Source organism: Pseudoalteromonas lipolytica, assembly GCF_003515105.1.
In the GTDB taxonomy this organism is placed as follows: domain Bacteria; phylum Pseudomonadota; class Gammaproteobacteria; order Enterobacterales; family Alteromonadaceae; genus Pseudoalteromonas; species Pseudoalteromonas lipolytica.
Genome location: NZ_CP032090.1, coordinates 2899235 through 2914814, shown reverse-complemented (window position 1 = coordinate 2914814; position 15580 = coordinate 2899235). Strand labels below are relative to the sequence as shown.

Annotated in this window: 12 protein-coding genes; 8 read left to right on the top strand and 4 right to left on the bottom strand. The window is 42.5% G+C overall.

Features of this window, described 5'->3' with window-relative positions; genetic code table 11:
• Positions 1-13 precede the first annotated feature (13 nt).
• The 5 genes from D0907_RS13075 to D0907_RS13055 all read left to right on the top strand — a co-directional run bounded on the left by D0907_RS13075 (position 14) and on the right by D0907_RS13055 (position 6087).
• Complete coding sequence (locus D0907_RS13075; RefSeq protein WP_036966136.1) at positions 14-1114, top strand: PQQ-dependent sugar dehydrogenase; 1101 nt, start codon at positions 14-16, stop codon at positions 1112-1114.
• A 10-nt stretch (positions 1115-1124) separates the two neighbouring features.
• Positions 1125-3422, top strand: a complete 2298-nt coding sequence (gene parC, locus D0907_RS13070) for a DNA topoisomerase IV subunit A (protein ID WP_036966139.1) — start codon at positions 1125-1127, stop codon at positions 3420-3422.
• Between the two features lie 140 nt (positions 3423-3562).
• On the top strand, positions 3563-4276 hold the full coding sequence (locus D0907_RS13065) for a 1-acylglycerol-3-phosphate O-acyltransferase (RefSeq protein ID WP_036966142.1): 714 nt from the start codon (positions 3563-3565) through the stop codon (positions 4274-4276).
• Positions 4276-4611, top strand: a complete 336-nt coding sequence (gene rraB, locus D0907_RS13060; protein ID WP_036966145.1) for a ribonuclease E inhibitor RraB — start codon at positions 4276-4278, stop codon at positions 4609-4611. The genes D0907_RS13065 and rraB overlap by 1 nt, the downstream gene beginning before the upstream one ends.
• 258 nt (positions 4612-4869) lie before the next feature.
• The gene (locus tag D0907_RS13055) at positions 4870-6087 is read left to right on the top strand and encodes an HD-GYP domain-containing protein (protein WP_074988927.1); all 1218 of its coding nucleotides are present in this window, start codon (positions 4870-4872) and stop codon (positions 6085-6087) included.
• Here the strand turns inward: D0907_RS13055 and D0907_RS13050 are convergent.
• A complete protein-coding gene (locus D0907_RS13050; protein ID WP_036966150.1) occupies positions 6047-6370 on the bottom strand; it encodes a hypothetical protein in 324 nt (107 codons plus the stop codon). The two genes, D0907_RS13055 and D0907_RS13050, sit on opposite strands and share 41 nt — an antisense overlap.
• A 334-nt stretch (positions 6371-6704) precedes the next feature.
• Here D0907_RS13050 and D0907_RS13045 point away from each other — a divergent pair, with 334 nt between their 5' ends.
• Positions 6705-7982 carry an outer membrane protein transport protein gene (locus D0907_RS13045; RefSeq protein WP_036966153.1) on the top strand — a complete coding sequence of 426 codons (1278 nt, stop codon included), beginning with the start codon at positions 6705-6707 and terminating at the stop codon, positions 7980-7982.
• A gap of 127 nt (positions 7983-8109) precedes the next feature.
• Here the strand turns inward: D0907_RS13045 and D0907_RS13040 are convergent, their stop codons facing one another.
• The 3 genes from D0907_RS13040 to pepA all read right to left on the bottom strand — a co-directional run bounded on the left by D0907_RS13040 (position 8110) and on the right by pepA (position 13076).
• Positions 8110-10965 (bottom strand): valine--tRNA ligase, encoded by a 2856-nt coding sequence (locus tag D0907_RS13040; protein ID WP_118844603.1) that lies wholly within the window; start codon positions 10963-10965, stop codon positions 8110-8112.
• Positions 10966-10988: 23 nt separating this feature from the next.
• Positions 10989-11435, bottom strand: a complete 447-nt coding sequence (locus D0907_RS13035) for a DNA polymerase III subunit chi (protein ID WP_036966161.1) — start codon at positions 11433-11435, stop codon at positions 10989-10991.
• A gap of 126 nt (positions 11436-11561) precedes the next feature.
• Complete coding sequence (gene pepA, locus D0907_RS13030; protein WP_118844602.1) at positions 11562-13076, bottom strand: leucyl aminopeptidase; 1515 nt, start codon at positions 13074-13076, stop codon at positions 11562-11564.
• A 322-nt stretch (positions 13077-13398) separates the two neighbouring features.
• Here pepA and lptF point away from each other — a divergent pair, with 322 nt between their 5' ends.
• Positions 13399-14511, top strand: coding sequence for an LPS export ABC transporter permease LptF (lptF, locus tag D0907_RS13025; RefSeq protein WP_118844601.1), 1113 nt, complete (start codon positions 13399-13401; stop codon positions 14509-14511).
• Positions 14508-15575 (top strand): LPS export ABC transporter permease LptG, encoded by a 1068-nt coding sequence (lptG, locus tag D0907_RS13020; RefSeq protein ID WP_074988926.1) that lies wholly within the window; start codon positions 14508-14510, stop codon positions 15573-15575. Before lptF ends, lptG begins: the two co-directional genes overlap by 4 nt.
• Positions 15576-15580 lie beyond the last annotated feature (5 nt).

The following is a 15580-nucleotide window of genomic DNA, read 5'->3' as shown; positions in this document are numbered from 1 at the left end:
AAAGGCAAGAAAAATGAAAAAAATACTGACTTCATTATTATCACTGAGCTTGTTGTCAGCGCCAGTGATGGCAAAAGATATTTTAGATAAACTAACGGTTGCAGATGGCTTCAACGTTAGTTTATTTGCAGATGATGTTGAGAATGCGCGTCAAATTGCCGTTTCTAAAAAAGGCATTGTGTATGTCGGCTCGCGAAAAGCGGGCAATGTTTATGCGCTTATCGATCATAACAGTGATGGTGTAGCAGATAAGAAAATTGTGATAGCCAAAGGGCTCGAAATGCCGTCGGGTTTAGCAATAAAAGACGGCGATTTATACGTTGCTGAAGTGTCACGTATTATTCGTTTTAAAGAAATTGATAAACATTTAAAAGCACCCAAATTTGAGGTGGTTTACGATAAGTTCCCAACCGATCGTCACCATGGCTGGAAGTTTATTAGCTTTGCGCCAACGGGGGAGTTAATTGTTCCTGTTGGTGTACCGTGTAATATTTGTGCAGAAGATGACAAGTACGGCCGTATTTTCTCTTTGGATGTTGATACCAAAGAAATTAAAACGATTGCCAAAGGTGTACGTAATTCAGTGGGCTTTGATTATCACCCAACTACCCATGCTTTTTGGTTCAGTGACAATGGCCGTGACATGATGGGCGATGACATGCCTCCATGCGAGATTAACCGAGTAGGTGAAGGAGAAGAAGGCGCTCATTACGGTTTCCCTTATGTGCATGCAGGGGCTATTTTAGACCCTGAATTTGGCAAAGGTAAGCGTATTGCTGATTACAAATCACCTGCACTGGCGCTGGGGGCGCATGTTGCACCACTCGGTATTCATTTCTACAACGGTAAGCAATTTCCGGCCAACTACAAAGAACAGTTATTTGTTGCTGAGCATGGTTCGTGGAATCGTTCGAAAAAGTCGGGTTATAGAGTCATGCTAGCCAATGTTGAACAAGGCCGTATTACAAAGTACACCCCATTCATTACTGGCTTTATGCAAAATGAAGAAACATTTGGTCGCCCAGTTGCATTTGCAGAACTTGCAGATGGCAGCTTATTGATCTCAGACGATTACGCTAATGCGATTTACCGCGTTAGCGCTAAGAAAAAATAGGTAAGCGTTAATGAGTGATACAGATACCTTGCTGATGCAGGGCATAGAACAACAAACAATGGGGCGCTTTACTGAAGACGCCTATTTAAATTATTCGATGTACGTCATTATGGACCGCGCCTTACCGCATGTAGGCGATGGTCTAAAACCTGTACAGCGCCGTATTATTTATGCGATGAGTGAGCTGGGCTTATCGGCACAAGCAAAATATAAAAAATCAGCGCGTACCGTGGGTGATGTTTTAGGTAAATACCATCCACATGGTGACAGCGCATGTTACGAAGCCATGGTCTTAATGGCGCAGCCGTTTTCTTACCGTTATCCGCTGGTGGATGGGCAAGGTAACTGGGGGGCCGCGGATGATCCTAAGTCATTTGCTGCAATGCGTTATACCGAAGCACGTTTATCAAAGTTCTCAGAAGTTTTACTTAAAGAGCTTGGGCAGGGAACTGTTGATTGGACGGCTAACTTTGATGGCACATTAGATGAGCCGATGGTGCTGCCTGCTCGTTTACCGCATATTTTACTTAATGGTGTGACGGGTATTGCGGTGGGGATGGCAACCGATATTCCACCACACAATGTGCGTGAAGTGGCGAGTGCATGTTGTTTATTACTCGATAAACCAAAAACTGAAATCGAAGAACTGCTGGAATTAGTGCATGCGCCTGATTACCCAACAGAAGCTGAGATCATCACACCAAAAGACGATATTCGTAAAATTTATCAAACTGGTCGTGGTTCAATTAAAATGCGGGCAATCTACACCGAAGAACACGGTGATATTGTTATTACGGCGCTACCGCATCAATGTTCAGGTGCTAAGGTACTTGAACAAATAGCGGCGCAAATGAATGCGAAAAAGCTGCCAATGGTGGCAGATTTACGTGATGAATCTGATCACGAAAACCCAACGCGTATCGTTATTGTACCGCGCTCAAATCGCATTAAAGCAGAGCCATTAATGGCCCACTTATTTGCGACAACCGATTTAGAAAAGAACTACCGCGTAAACTTAAATATGCTGGGTTTAGATGGACGCCCACAAGTAAAAGATTTACTCAGCATTTTAACTGAATGGTTAACGTTCCGCCGTGAAACAGTACGTCGTCGTTTACAGTACCGTTTAGATAAAGTACTTGCGCGCTTACATATTTTAGAAGGTTTATTAACTGCTTTCTTAAATATTGATGAAGTGATTGAAATCATCCGTACTGAAGATAAGCCAAAGCCAGTGCTGATGGAGCGTTTCGCAATAACAGACACGCAAGCCGAAGCGATTTTAGAATTAAAACTACGTCACTTAGCGAAACTTGAAGAGTTTAAAATTAAAGGCGAGCAGGATGAGCTTGCCAAAGAGCGTGATAAATTAGAGCAAACGCTAGGCTCAGATCGTCGTATGTCGACGTTAATGAAGAAAGAAATTCAAGAAGCTGCTGAAATGTACGGAGACGATCGTCGTTCACCTGTTGTTGAGCGTGTTGAAGCAAAAGCATTGAGCGAGAAAGATCTTATTCCATCAGAATCAGTCACTGTTGTGCTGTCTGAAAAAGGCTGGGCACGTGTCGGTAAAGGCCATGATTTAGATGTGGAAGGACTCAGTTATAAATCAGGCGATAACTATAAAGCATCGGCGCGTGGTAAGAGCAACCAGCCTGCGGTGTTCCTTGACTCAAGTGGTCGAGCATTTGCCACGGATGCGCACAGCTTACCGTCAGCGCGAAGCCAAGGTGAGCCAATGACAGGGCGCTTTAATTTAAGCTCTGGGGCTAACTTTGAACATGTGGTGATGGCAGAAGACAATCAAGTATTATTGATGGCTTCAGATGCAGGTTATGGCTTTATTAGCGACTTTAAAGATCTTGTTAGTAAGAACAAGAATGGTAAAGCGCTGGTTAGCGTGCCTAAAGGCGGAGAGCTACTTGCTCCTATCCGTGTGAGTGATGTTGCGACAGATTACTGTATGGCGATTTCAAATGAAGGCCGTATGCTGTTATTCCCATTACGTGATTTACCTAAGCTAAGCAAAGGCAAGGGAAACAAGATTATTTCTATTCCTAGTGCAAAAGTACAAGCCCGTGAAGAGTTTGTAAAAGTACTTGCGGTGGTGCCTGAGGGCAGCAGTGTGACACTTCATGCAGGCAAGCGTAAATTAACCTTAAAACCAAGTGATCTTGAGCATTATCATGGTGAGCGCGGTCGTCGAGGTAATAAGCTACCACGAGGGTTACAGCGTGTAGATGAAGCGGTGGTAGAAATAACACACACCGATGAACCAGACGAATCCTCAACAGATTTGAGTGAATAAATTAAGAAGGCCTGCTAAGCAGGCCTTTTTTATTGCAACGAAAAGAGATTAATATCTTAGCGCACACATGTACGCCAAAAGCTATGGTAATGACATATTTCACGTTATAATGCGCGCTGATTTACTCGAGGAGAATCCGTTTGTTAGCTGTTTTTCGTATTATTATCATGGCGTTATTTATTGTTTTAAGCTGTGTGTTTGGTTTGCTTTTATGCATTTTTAAACCATTTCACAATAATAATGTGCACATTGTTTCAGGTTGGTTTAGTAAAATGGCGGTGTTGCTAGGCGTTAAGCTTGAGCTGACTTATCACCCTGACGCTAAAAATGTGGGTCCAGCAGTGTATGTAGCAAATCATCAAAACAACTACGACATATTCACCTTACCCGCGATGGTGCCAGAAAATTGTGTCAGCCTTGGTAAGAAAAGCTTAAAGTGGATTCCGTTTTTTGGTCAGCTATACTGGCTTTCAGGTAATATTTTAATTGACCGTGCAAACCGCTCAAAAGCAGCGGGTACCATTTCTAAATCAGCCGAAAAAATAAAGCAAAAAGGTCTGTCTGTGTGGATGTTCCCAGAGGGAACTCGGAGTTATGGTCGCGGTTTACTGCCTTTTAAAACGGGGGCATTTCATACCGCAATGAGTGCAGATGTCCCCATTGTGCCTGTTTGTATGAGTACCACGCATAAAACTATTAAGCTAAACCGCTTAGACAATGGTACAATTTACCTTGAAATGTTAGCGCCGATTTATCTTGATAAAGACGTAACTGCACGTGAGCATGCGTCGCATGTTCATAATATTATGGCTGCTAAAATAACTGAATTAGATGCTCAAGTGAGAAATAAATAATGGAAAATTGGCGCGAAATTAGTGAAGACATTGTTACTTCACTCCTTGAAGATGGCTCAGATCCTGAAGTACTGTATGAAGTTGAACATCACTTCGTAAGTGAAAACTTCGAAAAATTAGAGCAAGCTGCGCTAGCCGCATTTAAACTTGGCTACGATGTTGAAGAACCTGCAGAACTTGAGCTAGAAGATGGCCAAAAAGTATGGAGCTTTGACGTCGTTGTTGAAGCTGAGCTTGACGTTGAAGTCATAATGGAAGATGTTGATAAATTAGAAGCCCTTGCACAGCAATGTGACGTTGAGTATGACGGTTGGGGCACATACTTTCAGGAATAAAATGTAGCAGCGGGTTTACCCCGCGTTACTGTTTGAATTATGGCGCGATATACAATCGCGCTTATAATTTCCTAACCTCTAACCTCTAACCTCTAACCTCTAACTTCTAACTTCTAACTTCTAACTTCTAACTTCTAACTTCTAACTTCTAACTTCTAAAATTAACTCATACCTATTTCGTATTCGAGACTTGATCTATAGACATTTTTTTCGGTTGGGCGATAATGAAAACTCGATTTTTTATGCACTAACCTTTTTATGTTAATCACCTTACCGATTGCCGAACTTGTACCAGGGATGTTTGTTGACAGTGTCAGTAAGCAACAAGAACACATAAACAGCATTAAAATAAAAACGCGTGGTTTAGTGCGTGATAAAACCATTATTAAGCGTTTAATTTCTGAGGGCGTTGAAGAACTCCTTATCGATTTTGCTCAGAGTGATGTTGCGCTTCCTAAAAAATACCAACCAGTTGCAGAACCAAGCAAACCCATTGTAGAGCAAACTGACGCCCTTAATACTAAGTCGCACGCTGTAACGGTTGAGCAGGAGTTTCTTAAGGCGAGTGTTCACTACGAACAGTACAGCCGTAAATTACAAGCACTTTACTCAGACATCACCGCGGGTCTGAAAATGAATATGAGTTTATTAGATGATATTGCGGTTGATATTGTCGGCTCTGTGTTTCGGAATCACAATGCGCTGACGATATTAACGCGTCTTAAAGACAAGCATATCTATAATTGGCGTCATATGATTAATACCGCAATTTTAGTCAGTGTGTTTGCTAAGTATCTAGGCTACAAAGAAAAAACGATAAAAGAACTTGCTATGGGAGCGCTTTTGCATGATATAGGGCAAGCAAAAATGCCGCAAGGAGTGCTATCAAAGCCCAGTGCATTGAATGACACAGAAATGCAGGTTGTTAGAAAACATGTCGCACAAAGCTTAGGTGTGATTAAAGGTGAAAAGGGAATTAGCCCGTTAATGCTTGATATGGTCGTTAATCATCATGAACGCTTAGATGGCAGTGGCTACCCGCGTGGCATTGGCGCTGAAAAGCTGAGTCGGCCAGCGCGAATGATGGCTATAGTCGATGTGTATGATGCAATGACAGCAGACCGCCCTCATCAATTAGGCGAAGAGCCTATCTCGGCATTACGTTACTTGTTGGCTAATAAGCACCTGTTTGACTCAGAACTTGTACAGCGGTTTATTAAGTGCTTGGGAGTACATCCAGTTGGCACAATTGTTAAGCTTAACAATGAACGCCTTGCGTTAGTGATGGAAGGGAATCATGAGAACCCTATAAAGCCTAAAGTAAAAATTTTTTATAATGCTAAACACAAGCACCATATTACCGCTAAAGATGTTAATTTAAGCGAAAACCATGAATTAAAGATTGTTGCTAGTATCAAACCGCTTGATTATCAGCTTAATTTGGCTCGTTTGTTAAAAGAGCATTTGCTTGTTTAGCTTTAGTGCAGCGCTTTTTGGCATTACGTTTAGCTGAAATAAATGCACCACTAAAACAACTTACCATTAATACCAACCACAATAATGTGCCTTTTTCGACATGCAAAGCAACACAACACAACAATAACGACAGAACCGCGCTGCACATCGCACCTAACCAATACTGATTAACGGGGTTATCGCACTCACCGGCTTTGGTGCAAGCACAGTAATTTGCTTTACAGAAGTAGTAAACACTGACTCCACACAAGAGCAATGCAGTAAAAATAAAAGCGATTTCCATAACCACGCCTAATCCATTAACACACTGATTTTAGTCTAAAGCGATGCTAAAAAGATGTCAATGCAAATGATAATTGATATCAATTGCTGTTTGTTACCAGAGATCTGATGAGTTTTAATAAGTTGTTATCTTGTTGTTAAAATGTGGGTTTTTTACCTATTTCTAACGAAAAATTACAGTTTTTTGATCTTAATTAAGGTAATGTTCGAAAGTTTGTAATTATTAGAATAAAACATCTAATACCAACATCTAGCGCTAACTTTAAAAGCTAACTAGCTGGTTGCACTATAAATTGGTATCGCTAACGCATTAGATTGCAAGAGGACACAGATTTATGAAGTTCACTAAAACATTGATTGCAGCATCACTTGCTGTTGTTTCTGCTGACAGCTTTGCTGCAGCTTTCCAATTAGCAGAGCAAAATGTATCAGGTTTAGGCCGTGCATACGCAGGTGAAGCAGCCGTTGCTGATGATGCTTCAGTTGTAGCTCGTAACCCTGCACTTATGTCTTTATTCAAAGACAAGCAAATTTCAGTGGCAGGCATTGCTGTTATTCCAGACGTAAGCTTAAAAGGCCAGAGCGCTGCATATGGTTTAGATGCAAACTCAATTGATGATGATAGCATCGCTCCATCTGCATTTATTCCTGCGGGTTACTTCACCATGCCATTAAATGACAAAGTGTCGTTAGGTTTTGGTGCTTTTTCTAACTTTGGTCTTTCAACTGAGTTTAATGACGACTATGCGGCAGGCTCGATTGCGGGTGAAACTGAAATCGTAACTGTTAACATGAATGCCAGTGCATCGTACAAAATCAACGAGCAGTTCAGCGTAGGTCTTGGCTTAAACTATGTTTACGCTGATGCAAAAGTAGTTCGTAATGCCGGTGCTAACCCATTTGGTATCCCTGCGAATACGCAAATTGCTCACCTTGAAGGTGACGATTACGGTTTTGGTTGGAACGTGGGTGCAATGTACCAACTTGATGAAAATAATCGCTTTGGCTTTAGCTACCGCAGCGAAACAGATATCGATTTTGAAGGTGAGTACTCAAACCAATTACCTGCAGCTGTGGGTGGTTTAGCGGGCATGACTGTACCTGGCGAGCTAAAATTAACATTACCAGCGATTGCTGAGTTCTCTGGTTCACATCAATTAGACAAAAAGCTAGGCGTACACTACAGCATTTTATGGACTGGTTGGGATAGCTTCCAGAAATTAGAAGCGTATACACCAAGCCGTGAAACGCCTGTTTTCTCTAAAGAAGAGAATTTCTCTGATTCAATGCGTTACTCAATTGGTACTGACTATCAGTACAGCGATGCGTTATTACTTCGTGCAGGTATTGCCTACGATGAATCGCCAGCTGATCAATCACACCTTTCAATCTCTATTCCTGATACAGACCGTTTCTGGTTCTCGTTCGGTGGTAATTACGCATTCAGCGAAAACTCAAATATCGACTTAGGTGTGAGTATTCTTCGTGGTAAAACACAAAACTTCACTGAAAAAGATAGTTTAGCAGCGTCACTTGGCCAAAATGTTTCATGGGAATATGAATCAAAAGGTCATGCTGTACTATTAGGTGCTCAGTATAACTACACATTTTAATATTTAAGGCGATTTTTATACTGTGTAAAAATCGCTGATACTTATTAGAAATTAAAAAAGCCGCATCATGAAATACCATGATGCGGCTTTTTTGTAAGCGCGAATTAATCGCGCTTAGTGTATGGCGTTATAGGCTTTCTATTTTCGCCTTTTGCGCTAATAGTTTGTCTTTTGCATCTGTAAACTCAGCAAGTTTAGCGTGCTCTTTAGCAAGAACTGCTTCAGGTGCGTTGTTCACAAACTTTTCGTTGGCAAGTTTATTTTGTACTTGCGCTAAGCCTTTTTCAGCTTTTTCTAGCTGCTTAGCAATACGACCAAGCTCAGCTTCAACATCAATTAAGCCAGCCATTGGGATCATGATTTCCAAGTTGCCAACATACGATGTTGCACACGCTGGTGCATCGTCTTTATTTTCAAGCAGCGTGAACGCTTCAAGCTTAGCAAGTGATGCTAAGAATGCTTCGTTATCAGCTAAACGGCGCGTGTCTTCATCTGATGCATTAGCCAGTAAAACCGACAATGGTTTACTTGGGCTAATATCCATTTCACCACGGATATTACGGATAGCTAGAATGAACTGTTTAACCCACTCTAGGTCGTCCATTGCTTGGCTGTCGACGTTTGCAGCTGTGTATACAGGGAAAGCTTGCACCATAATACTGGTGTTTTCAGTTTCAATACCCGCCAGCGGTGCAACACGTTGCCAGATTGTTTCTGTGATATAAGGCATCATTGGGTGCATTAAGCGCAGTAAGCTTTCTAATACCGTGATAAGAGTATGACGCGTACCACGTTGTTGTGCTTCGTTGCCTTTGAATAATACCGGCTTAGTAAGCTCTAAGTACCAATCACAGAACTGGTTCCATGTGAACTCGTAGATAGTGTTTGCAGCAAGGTCAAAACGGTAGTTTTCTAGGTGCTCTGTGTAGGTTTTAACCGTGGCTTCAAATTGACCTAAAATCCAACGGTCAGCTAGTGAATACTGCTTTTCAGCCTCAGTATTAAAACCACAATCTTGCTCTTCCGTATTCATTAATACGTAACGGCTCGCATTCCATAGTTTATTACAGAAGTTACGATAACCTTCAAGGCGGTTCATATCCCAGTTTATGTCACGGCCTGTTGAAGCCATTGCCGCTAATGTGAAACGTAGGGCATCTGTACCGTGTGCTTCAATACCATTTTCGAATGTTTTACGGGTATTCTTTTCAATCTTCTTCGCAAGCTGTGGCTGCATCATGTTGCCAGTGCGCTTTTCAACGAGACTTTCAAGGTCGATACCGTCAATCATATCGATTGGGTCAAGTACGTTACCTTTTGATTTAGACATTTTGTCGCCGTTTTCATCACGGATAAGACCGGTGACATAAACGGTTTTAAATGGAACTTGTGGCTTGCCGTCTTCATCTTTGATGAAGTGCATGGTCATCATGATCATACGTGCAACCCAGAAGAAGATAATGTCGAAACCGGTTACCAATACATCTGAAGGGTGGAAGGTTTTTAAATCATCTGTGTTTGCAGGCCAACCCTGTGTTGAGAAGGTCCACAGTGCTGATGAAAACCATGTATCAAGTACGTCTTCGTCTTGTTTAAGCGCCACGTTATCAGCAATGTTATTGTCGCGGCGAACTTCTGCTTCGTCACGGCCAACATACACGTTACCTTCGTTGTCGTACCAAGCTGGAATACGATGACCCCACCAAAGTTGACGTGAAATACACCAATCTTGTACGTCGTTCATCCACGAGAAGTACATGTTCTCATATTGTTGTGGTACAAATTTAATGTCGCCGTTTTTAACGGCTTCTTTGGCTGGTTCTGCAAGCGGTGCTACACGCACGTACCATTGGTCTGTTAGTAGAGGCTCAATTACCACACCAGAGCGGTCACCGTAAGGAACCGTTAGGCTGTGGTCTTCAATTTTTTCTAATAAACCCAGTTCTTCAAATTCGCTCACAATTGCCTTGCGCGCATCAAAACGGTCAAGACCGTGCAAGCGTTCAGGAATAGGTGCATCAAGCGCCAGCTCTTTACCGTCGAAAGTATAGCTTTCGCCTTGGCTTAATACTGCCGCATCTTTGTTGAAGATGTTGATCATAGGCAGTTGATGACGTTTGCCTACTTCGTTATCGTTAAAGTCGTGCGCTGGCGTGATTTTCACACACCCCGTGCCTTTTTCCATGTCGGCATGTTCATCGGCAACAATAGGAATACGACGATTGACGATAGGCAGTAAAATTTCTTTGCCGATCAGGTCTTGGTAACGCTCATCATCAGGGTTAACAGCCACGCCAGTATCACCTAACATGGTTTCTGGACGCGTTGTTGCTACGATGATGTAGTCTTTACCGTCTTGTGTTTTTACGCCATCAGCGAGTGGATAGCGAAGGTTCCACATATGGCCTTGCTTGTCTTTATTTTCAACTTCAAGATCTGAGATGGCTGTGTGTAACTTAGGATCCCAGTTTACTAGACGCTTACCACGGTAGATTAAATCGTCTTTATGAAGACGTACGAACACTTCTTTTACGGCTTCAGACAGACCTTCGTCCATAGTGAAACGTTCACGGTCCCAATCGACTGACGCACCTAAGCGACGTAATTGTTTGGTAATTGTGCCGCCAGAGTGATTTTTCCACTCCCAAATTTTGTCGATAAATGCATCACGACCTAAGTCATGGCGTGTTTTACCTTCTTCGGCAGCAAGCTTACGCTCAACCAGCATTTGTGTTGCGATACCTGCGTGGTCGGTACCTACTTGCCATAATGTGTTGTTGCCTTGCATACGCTTTAAACGTGTTAGCGTATCCATGATAGTGTCTTGGAATGCGTGGCCCATGTGTAAGCTACCCGTGACGTTTGGTGGCGGGATCATGATTGAGTATGCGTCACCTTGGCCAGATGGTTTAAAGTAGCCTTTTTCTTCCCAGTCTTGATATAAAGACTGTTCAATATCTTGCGGATTGTAGGTTTTATCCATTACACAGAACCTTAAATAAATGCTTAAATGTCAATTTCTTGCGTTGCAATATGGGCGCCCAGTTGGCGAAGCTTTTTAAACCGCTCACGGGCAGCTTGTTTAGCGGTTGGCTCAACGGGAACAAAGTCAAAAACTTGCTGAAAACGGCGAATAAAATCCGGCAGGTGTTCAGCTAAGTTGATTAATATCTTTCTGTTGCCGACAGGTGGCGTCATACCAATTTCTACTGGAGCGCCGCCTTTAGGGCCTTCACCTTGTAGGTTGTGTGGTATGAAACTATCTGGTTCAAATGACCAAATGATGTCGTCGATTGTGTGGGCCGTGTCGATGTTATCGGCGTAAATAAATACGCGATGACCAAGACGATACTGATCCGCAGCGATTTTAGCGGCAAGATCAAAACACGCTTTATCAGCTTGCTGGCTGTTATCATCTTGTTTTAGAACGTAAAATTGTGCGTTCATGCTCATTGTGACGGGCGTCCCCACAGATACACAGATCAAAGCAGAGATTTTGACATAGAACGCGTATTGCTTCAATTAATAAGGCGCCATTTGGCGCCTTATTTAGCGTTACTTACTCTGTAAATAACGTGCTTAGTCGTGGCTTGCTTCGCTAATGCCAGCACGGTTTAGTAAATACTGTGTCAACATTGGCACCGGACGACCCGTTGCACCTTTGTTTTTACCACCACTGCGCCATGCTGTACCAGCGATATCTAAATGCGCCCAATTGTATTTTTTGGTGAATTTAGACAAGAAACACGCAGCAGTAATTGTCCCAGCTGCACGGCCACCTAAGTTGGTGAAATCAGCAAATGGGCTTTCAAGTTGTTCTTGATAATCATCCCACAGTGGCAACTGCCATGCGCGGTCGCCACTTTGCTCAGATGCTTTAAGTAAGTCATGGGCAAGCGGGTTATGATTTGAAAGTAACCCCGTTGCATGCGAACCAAGCGCAATAATACAGGCACCCGTTAAGGTGGCTACATCGACCACGGTATCGGGTTCAAAGCGCTCAACATAGGAGAGTGCATCACACAGCACTAAACGGCCTTCTGCATCCGTATTTAATACTTCAACAGTTTGACCTGACATTGTCGTTAAAATATCACCCGGACGATAAGCATTTGAACCAGGCATGTTTTCACAACCAGCAAGCACACCAACCACATTAATAGGTAACTGCATTTGAGCCAATGCGCGCATTGTGCCAATAACCCCAGCTGCACCGCCCATGTCGTATTTCATTTCATCCATGGCTTCGCCTGGTTTGATTGAAATACCGCCAGAGTCAAAGGTTAAACCTTTACCAACGAGTACGATAGGGGCTTGGTCTTTGTCGGCACCTTGGTATTTAATCACCGACATCACAGACTCGTTCGCACTACCACGGCCGACAGCAAGGTATGAATTCATGCCAAGCTCAGCCATTTTTTCTTCACCAATAATTTCAACCGTGACATTGTCAAAGTTGTCGGCAAGCTCTTGTGCTTGCTCACCTAAATACGCTGGGTTACAGATATTAGGTGGCATATTGGCAACGTCTTTACATAATTTACTACCGGCTGCGATAGCTAAACCATGCTCAATTGCACTTTCGCCAATCGTGAGTTCACGGCGTGTCGGTACATTGAAGACAATTTTGCGTAATGGTCGACGAGGATCGCTTTTTTTACTTTTAAGCTGATTAAATGTGTATAAACAATCTTGTGTCGTTTCAACGGCTTGACGTACTTTCCAATAAGTATCACGGCTTTTAACGTGCTGCTCTGTTAAAAAGCATACCGCTTCCATAGAGCCTGTCTCGTTCAGCGTGTTAATGGTTTTAGAGATGATTTGTTTATATTGTTTGTCGTCCAACTCTCGCTCTTTACCACAGCCTACAAGTAAAACGCGTTCGCTCAGTACATTGGGTACATGATGCAACAACAATACTTGACCAGGCTTACCTTCAAGGTCGCCACGGCGCAGTAAATTTGAAATATAACCATCGCTGATTTTATCTAGCTGTTCACCAATGGGCGATAAACGACGTGGCTCATAAACGCCAACTACAATACATGCGCTACGTTGTTTTTCTGGACTACCACTTTTTACGCTAAATTCCATTGTCACTCCTGATTTTGAGTCGTATAACCTTAGTAAATAAGGGTAAGAAATTCATTTTCGAGTCCTTTCTTACATTTTTTAGTTTATTAACACTAATATTAGCTCATAAACTATGACTCTATTTACGTGTTTTTGAACTTTATCTTATTGTGAATATCAATATCACATAATAGATGCCATCTGTACTATAAATGCAAGATTATATGTTCTTGCTAGGTATGATATTTAATTGTGATGGCATATAATAAAGTGAGTAAAATAACTAGTTTACTCAAAATTTCTTACTATTCCAGTGAAACACGATGTTTAACAGGGGCGAGCATTGCTAATTTTCCGTTATTTGACCACTGAAGTCTTAAAGTCGCAGGTCGCCGTATTTTTAACTTTAATGACCATTTTTGTGTCGCAAAAGTTTGTGGTGATTTTAGGTGATGCCTCAGATGGAGGACTTCCTGCAAAGCTTGTGCTTTCGATGATCGCGTTAAAACTACCGCAGCTTGCGTCGCTTATTCTCCCTTTGAGTATCTTTTTAGGCATTATTTTGGCCTATAGTCGTATTTATGCCGATAGCGAAATGACGGTGTTTAGAGCCTGTGGCGTCAGTGAATGGTATGTTGTGCGCGTCACGCTTATTTCAAGTACAGCGATGGCCATTCTTGCGGGTGCCTTAACACTGTACATTGCACCATGGGCGAGTGAGCAAGAGTATCAATTAAAAGAACAAGCAAAAGCCGATGCTGGTTTGTCTGCACTTCGAGCGGGTCGTTTTCAGCAAACAGGCAACGAAAAAGCCGTTGTCTTTATTCATAATATTGAAAACAGTGGTAAAGAACTTCACAAAGTTTTTGTTGCCCAGTTACCTGACCGTGAGAAAGGTGATTTGGCACGGTTAGTCTACGCAGAGCGTGGTGTCGTGATTGAACAAGATAACGGTGAGCAACAACTTATTTTGAATGATGGTAAGCGTTATGAAACAGACGGTGAATCTGCGGCGCTTAACCTGACAGAGTTTGATGGTTATAGCGTACAAATCCAAGACCAAGAAATTGAACATCAACGCCGTAAATTAGAAGCCGTACCAACGTTTGATTTATTTAAAATGAAAAGTGTAGAAGCGGTTGCTCAGTGGCAGTGGCGTATTGCAATACCGCTTTCGATTCCACTGCTTACTTTACTGGCCGTTCCGCTTAGTGTGGTTAACCCACGACAAGGTAAATTTGCTAAATTAGTGCCTGCAATCAGCTTGTATTTAGGGTATTTCATCCTTCTAAATGCCGCTAAATTTGCCGTTGAAGATGGTAAAATACCACCTTCAATTGGGCTGTGGTGGATTCATTTATCTGCCTTGTTTATTGGTGGTTTATTGATTATTAAAGGCCGCCCGCTCGGCGCATGGTTAAAAGCAGTGGTGACTAAGCGGGAGTTAAGCGCATGATGAAAACACTCGACTGGTATTTAGGCCGCAGCATTATTCAAACTACAGGATTTGCATTAATGGTGCTGGTTGGTATCAGTACCCTTATTAAATTTATTGAACAGTTAAAATCGGTAGGGCGTGGCAGTTATGATATTGCGACAGCACTTATTTACACTGTGTACAGCATGCCGGGAGACTTGGTTATTTTCTTTCCAATGGCAGCGCTCATTGGTGGCTTAACGGGACTCGGTGCTTTAGCATCAAACAGTGAGTTGGTGGTGATGCAGGCCGCGGGCATGTCGCGTTTACAGATTATTGCCTCGGTAATGAAAACTGCCATGTTTATGGCTATCTGTATGATGGCGCTTGGTGAGTGGGGAGCGCCCGAAGCACAGCTTAAAGCGAAAGAAATACGCAACCACGCTATTAACGGGGGTGATGTCTTTAATGCCAAACAAGGTGTATGGGCAAAAGATGGCAGCAACTTTATAAATATAGAAGATGTTGATCAGCAAGGCGTATTGCGTGGTGTACATATGTATCATTTTGATAAGTCATTGCAATTAACTCAAATAACGAAAGCAAAAGAAGCCATAAACCGAAAAGATGGTTGGCTGTTGCGTGGCGTTAATAAAGTTAAAATCACGCCAGAACAGATTAGCACTGAACAGCAAACTGAAGAGTTTTACGATTCACAGTTAACAGCAGAAAAATTAGGGGTTGTATCGGTAAAACCAGAAGCGTTATCGTTTACTGGGCTTTGGTCATATTTGAGTTACCTAAAACAAAATGAACAAGATACCAGCACCTATGAGTTAGCACTGTGGCGCAAAGTAATGCAGCCTGTGTCTATCGCGGTGATGTTATTAGTGGCGTTGTCGTTTATATTTGGCCCACTGCGAACCGTTACAATGGGCGCTCGAATCATTATGGGGGTTATAACCGGCATTACCTTCCACTTAACCAATGAAATATTTGGCCCTGTGGTGATGGTATATCAAATTCCAGCGGTTGTCGGTGCGGTGTTGCCAAGCATTCTATTTATTGGTTTTGCGACCTACTTGCTAAATAAGCGTGTGTAGTAAAC